Annotated in this window: 6 protein-coding genes and 1 pseudogene; 1 reads left to right on the top strand and 6 read right to left on the bottom strand. The window is 64.7% G+C overall.

What is annotated here, in order from left to right; all coding sequences use genetic code 11:
• The 3 genes from JHD07_RS22730 to JHD07_RS22720 all read right to left on the bottom strand — a co-directional run.
• Positions 1-666 (bottom strand): adenosylhomocysteinase (locus JHD07_RS22730; protein WP_291626073.1); only part of this gene is annotated, 666 nt, incomplete at its 3' end.
• A 74-nt stretch (positions 667-740) separates the two neighbouring features.
• Entirely contained in the window at positions 741-1937 is a 1197-nt protein-coding gene (metK, locus tag JHD07_RS22725) for a methionine adenosyltransferase (protein WP_291626071.1), read from the bottom strand.
• Positions 1938-1997: 60 nt separating this feature from the next.
• Positions 1998-3353, bottom strand: coding sequence for a hypothetical protein (locus JHD07_RS22720; protein ID WP_291626069.1), 1356 nt, complete (start codon positions 3351-3353; stop codon positions 1998-2000).
• A gap of 164 nt (positions 3354-3517) precedes the next feature.
• Between JHD07_RS22720 and JHD07_RS22715 the strand changes: the two genes are divergently transcribed.
• A complete protein-coding gene (locus JHD07_RS22715; RefSeq protein WP_291626067.1) occupies positions 3518-5236 on the top strand; it encodes a caspase family protein in 1719 nt (572 codons plus the stop codon).
• A 126-nt stretch (positions 5237-5362) separates the two neighbouring features.
• Here the strand turns inward: JHD07_RS22715 and JHD07_RS22710 are convergent, their stop codons facing one another.
• The 3 genes and pseudogenes from JHD07_RS22710 to JHD07_RS22700 form a co-directional block, all read right to left on the bottom strand.
• Positions 5363-6481: a cobalamin-independent methionine synthase II family protein gene (locus tag JHD07_RS22710; protein WP_291626066.1), complete on the bottom strand. Its 1119-nt coding sequence runs from the start codon at positions 6479-6481 to the stop codon at positions 5363-5365.
• Between the two features lie 19 nt (positions 6482-6500).
• The gene (locus JHD07_RS22705; protein WP_291626064.1) at positions 6501-7217 is read right to left on the bottom strand and encodes an ABC transporter ATP-binding protein; all 717 of its coding nucleotides are present in this window, start codon (positions 7215-7217) and stop codon (positions 6501-6503) included.
• Positions 7210-7401, bottom strand: a pseudogene (locus JHD07_RS22700) (ABC transporter ATP-binding protein); the annotation flags it as partial. The gene JHD07_RS22705 and the pseudogene JHD07_RS22700, both read right to left, overlap by 8 nt.

The following is a 7401-nucleotide window of genomic DNA, read 5'->3' as shown; positions in this document are numbered from 1 at the left end:
GTTGACGTTGATGGCGGGCCACAGCAGCGTGCCGGCCTTCTGCATGTCATAGAGGCGATGCACGCCTGTGGTGGTCTCTTCGGAGACGCCCTTGATGCTCTCGGCAATCGCGGCGAAATAGCCCTTGGGCTTTTCCTTGAGCTGCTTCTTCAGCAGCGCGAAGAAGACTTCCTCTTCTTCCGAACCCGGCTTGTCGAGGAAGGCGGTATCGCCCTTCTCGGCGCGCAGGCCGAGATGGACGTACATGGTGGCATCACCACCGTCGTCGAGGATCATGTTCGGGTGACCGCCGCCATGCCAGTCGAACAGCTTCGCGGTGTAATCCCAGTACTCCGTCAGCGTCTCGCCCTTGACGGCGAAGACGGGAATGCCGGCGGCCGCGATCGCGGCTGCGGCGTGATCCTGCGTCGAATAGATGTTGCAGGAGACCCAACGGATGTCGGCGCCGAGCGCGGCCAGCGTCTCGATCAGCACGCCGGTCTGGATCGTCATGTGCAGGGAGCCCGCGATGCGCGCGCCCTTCAGCGGCTGCTTAGGGCCGTACTCCTCGCGGGTGGCCATCAGGCCGGGCATCTCGGTCTCGGCAAGCGAGAGCTCCTTGCGGCCGAAATCGGCGAGCGAAATGTCCTTGACGATATAATCGGTGAAGCCGGGCTTCGCGTTCATAGGAGGTTCCTGTTTGTTTGGCTCGTCATTCCGGGCCCACCGCAATCACGGCGTCCCGGAATGACGCAAGAGAATTACAGCGCGCGCTTGAGCTGCTCGACGAGATCGGTCTTCTCCCAGGAGAAGCCGCCCTCGTTGTCCGGCGTGCGGCCGAAATGACCGTAGGCCGAGGTGCGCGCGTAGATCGGCCGGTTGAGATCGAGATGGCTGCGGATGCCGCGCGGCGTGAGATCCATCGCCTTGGCCGCGGCCTTTTCGAGCTGGTCTTCGGACACCTTACCCGTGCCGTGGGTGTCGATGTAGATCGACAGCGGACGCGCCACGCCGATGGCGTAGGCGAGCTGCAGCGTGCAGCGGTCGGCAAGACCGGCGGCGACGATGTTCTTCGCGACGTAGCGCGCGGCATAAGCCGCCGAACGGTCGACCTTGGTGGGATCCTTGCCGGAGAACGCGCCGCCGCCATGCGGGGCCGCGCCGCCATAGGTGTCGACGATGATCTTGCGGCCGGTCAGGCCGGAATCGCCGTCGGGCCCGCCGATGTAGAACTTGCCGGTCGGGTTGATGTGCCAGATCGTCTTCGGGGTGATCCAGTCCTTCGGCAGCGCCTCGCGCACATAGGGCTCGACGATCTCGCGGACCTGGTTCGAGGTGAGGTCCGGAACCAGATGCTGGTGGGAGACCACGATCTCGCGGACGCCGACCGGCTTGCCGTTCTCGTATTGCACGGTGACCTGGCTCTTGGAGTCAGGACCCAGCACCTTCTCCTTGCCGGAGTGACGGGCTTCGGAGATCAGGCGCAGGATCTTGTGGGCGTAGAAGATCGGCGCCGGCATCAGATCGGGCGTCTCGTTGGTGGCGTAGCCGAACATGATGCCCTGGTCGCCTGCGCCCTCTTCCTTGACCTGGCCGGGCTGAAGCGCATCGACGCCCTGCGCGATGTCGGCCGATTGCGGATGCAGGAGGATCTCGATGTCGCAGGTCTTCCAGTGGAAGCCTTCCTGCTCGTAGCCGATGTCCTTGATCGCGGCGCGGACAACGCTCTCGATCTGCTCGTTGGTCACCGACTTCGGACCACGGGTCTCACCGGCGATCACCACCTTGTTGGTGGTCGCGAGCGTCTCGCAGGCCGCACGGATCTGCCAGGGGTCGATGCCCGCCTTCGGCCCTTCACGATAGAACAGGTCGACGATCTCGTCGGAGATCCGGTCACAGACCTTGTCTGGATGGCCCTCGGACACGGACTCGCTGGTGAAGAGATAGGACGCGCGCATCAGTAACCCCTTGTTCCGCCGCTACCCGGCGGGCGTTGCGATGTTTACTTTTGAATGATGTCAATCACGCCGGCGCGAGATGACGTAGGATTCGTCGAGAAACCAGAGCCCATTGTACTTGCGCAGCACGTCCCTGGCGGCGTCCAAGGTGCGGCCGTTTTGAGTCATTTCCGTCAATCGGTCGTCCTCAATCTGAGCGACATACACCGCCGCATTCCAGGCTGCAAAGGCCGTAGAGGTACCGATGGTGCCGGTGACCTCGTTGGGCAGCGCTTCCATATCATACCTGAAGATCGAACGGTTATCCGCGTAGGCATTAAAATTTAAGTCGCGGCCCACCGATCCAAGTTCATACTTAACTGCACGCAGTAGCTCATGGCGGCTGACGGAGAAAGGATTTTCTCCGGGCCAGATCGCCTGGATCATTTCCATGCCCGGATCCTGGCCATGGGAGTGGATGCCGATCAGCCGGCCGCCCGGCCGAAGCGCCCGCGCTAGGGGTGCAATGATACGCTTGGCCCGGAAATTCACCGATGACAGGGCCCGGTAGGGCTGGGATGCGATGACGAGGTCGAAATTGGCCTCGGTCTGGCCCGGCCGCGGAATGGTCGAATCCAAAAGGAACCTGTGGTCTTCGCGATAGAGCACCAGAACGACGGGCCGCTCGTAGAGCGGCATGGCCGTGCGTGGGCTGATCGCGGCGCGCCAGTTCTGCTCCAGGAACGGCCGGAGTTCTGCGATCTGCTGCTCGAACTCGCCCGACGACGCGCCGCGCAGCGGCACCTCGTGCCAGACGGTGGCCGCAGCCGCCGCAGGCGACGCCGGCGTGAGCCAGGGCGCCTCCGCGTAGAACATGTTGGTGAAGACGAACACCGACGCCGGATGCTCGAAGATGCGATCCGGCACCTTCTCCAGGGTCAGGCGCAAATCCTCGAGGCTGAGCTCCTTGCCGGCGACATAGAACGGCATGTGCGGAAAGCGCTGGTGCGTCGCGCGCAGCACCCGTGCCAGCACCGTGCCGTCGCCGACGCCGGCGTCGAACATGCGCAGCGCCGGCGGGCGCGGATGGATGGAGGCGAGTTCCAGCGCAACCCTGTCCGCAATCACCCGCTTCTCGCTGCAGGTGTGGACGAACAGCAGATACTTCTGGCGATTCTCGAAGAAGCGGAAATTGCCGCGCGGGTCGCGCTTTTCAGGAGGCACCTGAAGCCCCCGCGGCGGCGGCAGGCCGCCGGCCATCGAGGCCGCCATGTAGGCCTGGATACGCTCCAGCGTGTCGATGGTGATGCGCTTGCCCTCGCGCAGGCGATGCACGAGCTTCCCATCGTTCACCGCGCGGCGGCCGAAAGTCGACTCCGCCATGTCCGCCTTGCGGCAGAACTCGGTGATCTGGCTCAGGATTTCGTCGTTCTTCATAAGTGGGAAGCCAGTGGGCAGGCCGATTGGGACCAGGGTCGTATCAAATTCTGCCCACTTAGGGAATAGCGGATGCAGGACCTGGGTGCTCGCATGAGCGTGAACCCCTGCAGCTGGCCGGGCAACAAACAAGCGCCCCCTCCTCTCCCGTGAGAGACACCCGCATGCGCCGCCTCCGCGTCACGCTTTGCCTGCTCATTCTCGCGCACTGGTCGGCGCCGGCGGTGGCGCAGCCGCGCAACCAGCTCGGCCCGCTCTGCACGACCGACACGACGCCGGCCGACCAGATGATCAATGCCTGCAACAAGATCATCGCGTTGAAGGTGTTTGGGGGCCAACAGCTTGCGACGATCCATTTCTGGCGCGCTGTCGGCTGGAACAAGAAGGGCGACTATTCCAAGGTCATCGCTGATGCGACGGAAGCGATCCGGCTGCAGCCCAGCCAGGCGGCCTATAACCTCAGGGGCTCGGCCTATTACGACAAGGGCGACTACGACATCGCGATCGCCGATTTCGACGACGCCTTGAAGCTCGGCCCGCCGAGCGGCACCATCTTCCACAACCGGGGCAATGCCTGGCGCGGCAAGCACGATTACCCCAAGGCCATCGCCGACTACGACATGGCGATCAAGTCCGATCCGAAATCGGTGTTCTCGTTCCAGAATCGCGGCATCTCGAAGGAGGCGCTCGGCGATCTCGACGGCGCGCTGGCCGACATCAATCAGGCGATCCGGCTGGATTCGGCGCTGCCGCAGCCCCTGATCAACCGCACCGCGATCTGGCGCGCCAGGGGCGATCTCGAGCGTGCCATCACCGACGGCAGCGAGGCGATCCGACTCGCCAAGGACAAGCCGCCGGTCAACATCATGACGCCGCCGAACAGCGTGCTGATCTCCGGCTATACCCATCGCGCGCTGGCCTATGAGGCCAAGGGCGACTACGTCCGTGCCCGCGAGGACTACAAGGCGACGCTGGCGATCGCCGCATCGGACGCCGGCAGCAAGGCCAACCAGGCTACCGCAAAGGTGCGCCTGTCGCTGCTGACGGACACGACCACACCGACCCCGAGAGACGCGCCCTCACCTGCGACACAGCCGGCGCCATCCCCTGCGCCGCAGCAGACCGGCGCGGCACCCGCACCCTCGCCTGCTCCGGCCATCCGGGGCACGCGCATGGCGCTGGTGATCGGGAACGGCGCCTATACCCATGTCAAAGCGCTGCCCAATCCACCCAATGATGCACGCGCGGTCGCGAAGAGCCTGCGCGACATCGGCTTCAGCGTATCGGAGGGCGTCGATCTCGATCGCGCGGCAATGCAGAAGATGACGCGAGATTTTCTTCGCGAGGCTGCGCGGGCGCAGGTGGCGGTGGTCTATTATGCCGGCCATGGCGTGCAGGTCGACGGCCGCAACTATCTCATTCCGGTCGACGTCGCGCTCAAGCCGGGCGCGGGCATGACTGAAGCGATGATCGACATGGATACGATCATGGCCGGCCTGGACGACCAGGTCCGCACCAACATCCTGATCTTCGACGCCTGCCGCAACAATCCAATGTCGCAGCAGGTGGCGAGTGCCGGTACCAGTCGGGGTCTCGAAGGGGCCTCGGGCCTTGCCGCGCCGACGAGCCTGGGCGTCGGCGCGACGCTGGGCGCCGGGACGCTGATCGCATTCGCGACCGCGCCGGGCCAGGTAGCGCTCGACGGCGCAGGCGCCAACTCGCCGTTCTCCGCCGCCCTCTCGCGCCATATCGGCACGCCGGGAATAGAAGTGCAGCAGATGCTGACGCGGGTGCGGGCGGAAGTGGTGTCGAGCACCAAGAACAAGCAGGTGCCGTGGTCGAACTCCTCGCTGCTGGGCGAGGTGTATCTGGCCGAGAAGTGACGACGCGCCTTCGCGTTGTCATCCCGGGATGGTGCGCCAGCACCAGACCTCAGGTGCGCAATTGCGCACCGGGGGATCTCGAGATTCCGGGTTCGCGCTAAGCGCGCCCCGGAATGACACTACCCGTCAATTGCCCCACACTTCCTTCGAGATCTCGACGGCCAAGCTAAGCTTGGCCCACTGCTCCTCCTCGGAGAGGATATTGCCCTCTTCCGTCGAAGCGAAGCCGCATTGCGGCGAGAGAGCGAGCTGCTCCAGCGGGACAAACTTCGCGGCTTCCTCCAGGCGACGCTTGATATCGTCCTTCTTCTCGAGCTCGCCGAACTTGGAGGTGATGACGCCGACCACGACGATCTTGTTGCCCTTGGGCAGGAAGCGCAGCGGCTCGAAGCCGCCGGCGCGGTCGCTGTCGTACTCCAGGAAGTAGCCGTCGTAATTGGTGCCGGCGAGCATGGTCTCGGCGACCGGCTCGTAACCACCCGAGGAAATCCAGGTCGAACGGAAATTGCCGCGGCAGACGTGAGTCGTCACCACCATGTCGGCGGGCTTCTCGGCCAGCGCGTAGTTGATGATGCGCGCATAGATCTGCTGCAGGCCATCAGGGTTGTCGCCGCGCTCGCGTGCCTTCTGCAATTCGTCCTGCGAGCAGAGATAGGCCCACACGGTGTCGTCGAACTGGAGATAGCGGCAGCCGGCGTCATAGAACGCCTTCACGGCCTTGCGATAGGTCTTGCCAAGGTCTTGATAGAAGGCCTCGAGATCGGGATAGACGTCCTTGGAGATCGACTTGCGGCCGCCGCGGAAATGCAGCACCGCCGGCGACGGGATCGTCATCTTGGCGGTGACGTGGGCCTGGTCGGCGACCTTCTTCAGGAATCGGAAGTGGTCGAGCATCGGGTGATCGTCGGGAAAGTCGAGCTTGCCGATCACGCGCACCGCGTCGTGGCGGGTCTGCACCCCCGCGAACTGAATGCCGGCGTCGGGGTGGAACAGCTCGCAGCCGGTGAGCTTGGCCAGGAAATCGAAATGCCACCAGGAGCGTCGGAATTCGCCGTCGGTCGCAAGCTTGAGCCCGATCGAGGCCTGCTTGTGCACGACCTTCTCGATCTCCATGTCCTCGATCTTGCGCAGATCGTCGGCCGAGATCTCGCCGTTCTCGAGACGGACGCGGGCTTCCTTGATCTTGGCCGGACGCAGGAGGCTGCCGACCTCGTCGGCGCGGAAGGGGGCTTTGGTTCGCTGCATGTGTTACTCCCTGGACATCTTAGTGGGCCGCCGCCCCGGCGACGCCGAGATGGCGCTCCAGGACGGAGGGGTCGGTCTTCAGCGCGGCGCTCGGCGCATCGTGGACGATCGTTCCGCGCTCCAATATCACAACGCGGTCGGCCAGCCCCAGAATCTTTTGGGCATTCTGCTCGACGATGATCGAGCAGATGCCGCCGGATCGGGTGATGGTCCCGATCGCCTTCAGCAATTCCTCGACGATGATCGGCGCAAGACCCTCGGTCGGCTCGTCCAGCAGCAGGACTTTCGGATTGAGGGTCAGCGCGCGGCCGATCGCCAGCATCTGCTGCTCGCCGCCGGAGAGCTGGTTGCCAAAGTTGCTCCGCCGCTCCTTCAGGCGCGGGAACATCTCGTAGACCTTCTCGACAGTCCACGGACCAGGCTGCGCCACCGCCGTCATGTTCTCTTCCACCGTGAGCGAGCGGAAGATGTTGCGCTCCTGGGGCACCCAGCCGATGCCGGCGCGCGCCCGCTGGTCGGGTCGCAGGGCAGTGACGTCGGCGCCGGCAAGCGCGATGGAGCCGGAGAAGCGGCGGGTGACGCCGACGATGGAATTGATCAACGTGGTCTTGCCGGTGCCGTTGCGGCCGAGCAGCGCCAGCACCTGCCCCTCGCCGAGGCGCAAGGACATGTTGGGCAGCACCACCGCCTCGCCATAGCCGGCGCGTAGCGAATCGATCGCGAGCAGGTCAGACATGGACCGCCTCCTCGCCGAGATACACAGCCTTCACCTGCGGATCGCGTGCGACCTGCTCGGGCGGCCCCTCGGTGAGCAGCGCGCCGGAGACCAGCACGGAGATGCGGTCGGCGAAGGAGAACACGAGATCCATGTCGTGCTCGATCAGGAGCACGGTGACGTCGCGCGGCAGCGCGGCCACGAC

The organism is Bradyrhizobium sp. (genome assembly GCF_016462955.1).
Classification (GTDB): domain Bacteria; phylum Pseudomonadota; class Alphaproteobacteria; order Rhizobiales; family Xanthobacteraceae; genus Bradyrhizobium.
Note: the sequence above shows the minus strand (reverse complement) of the source record. Positions and strands in the feature narration are given on the sequence as shown.

Coding starts and splice junctions, on each gene's coding strand:
- metK (WP_291626071.1), bottom strand. CDS start 1,937: ATGCGCGCGTCCTATCTCTTCACCAGCGAGTCCGTGTCCGAGGGCCAT.
- JHD07_RS22705 (WP_291626064.1), bottom strand. CDS start 7,217: ATGTCTGACCTGCTCGCGATCGATTCGCTACGCGCCGGCTATGGCGAG.
- JHD07_RS22715 (WP_291626067.1), top strand. CDS start 3,518: ATGCGCCGCCTCCGCGTCACGCTTTGCCTGCTCATTCTCGCGCACTGG.
- JHD07_RS22710 (WP_291626066.1), bottom strand. CDS start 6,481: ATGCAGCGAACCAAAGCCCCCTTCCGCGCCGACGAGGTCGGCAGCCTC.
- JHD07_RS22720 (WP_291626069.1), bottom strand. CDS start 3,353: ATGAAGAACGACGAAATCCTGAGCCAGATCACCGAGTTCTGCCGCAAG.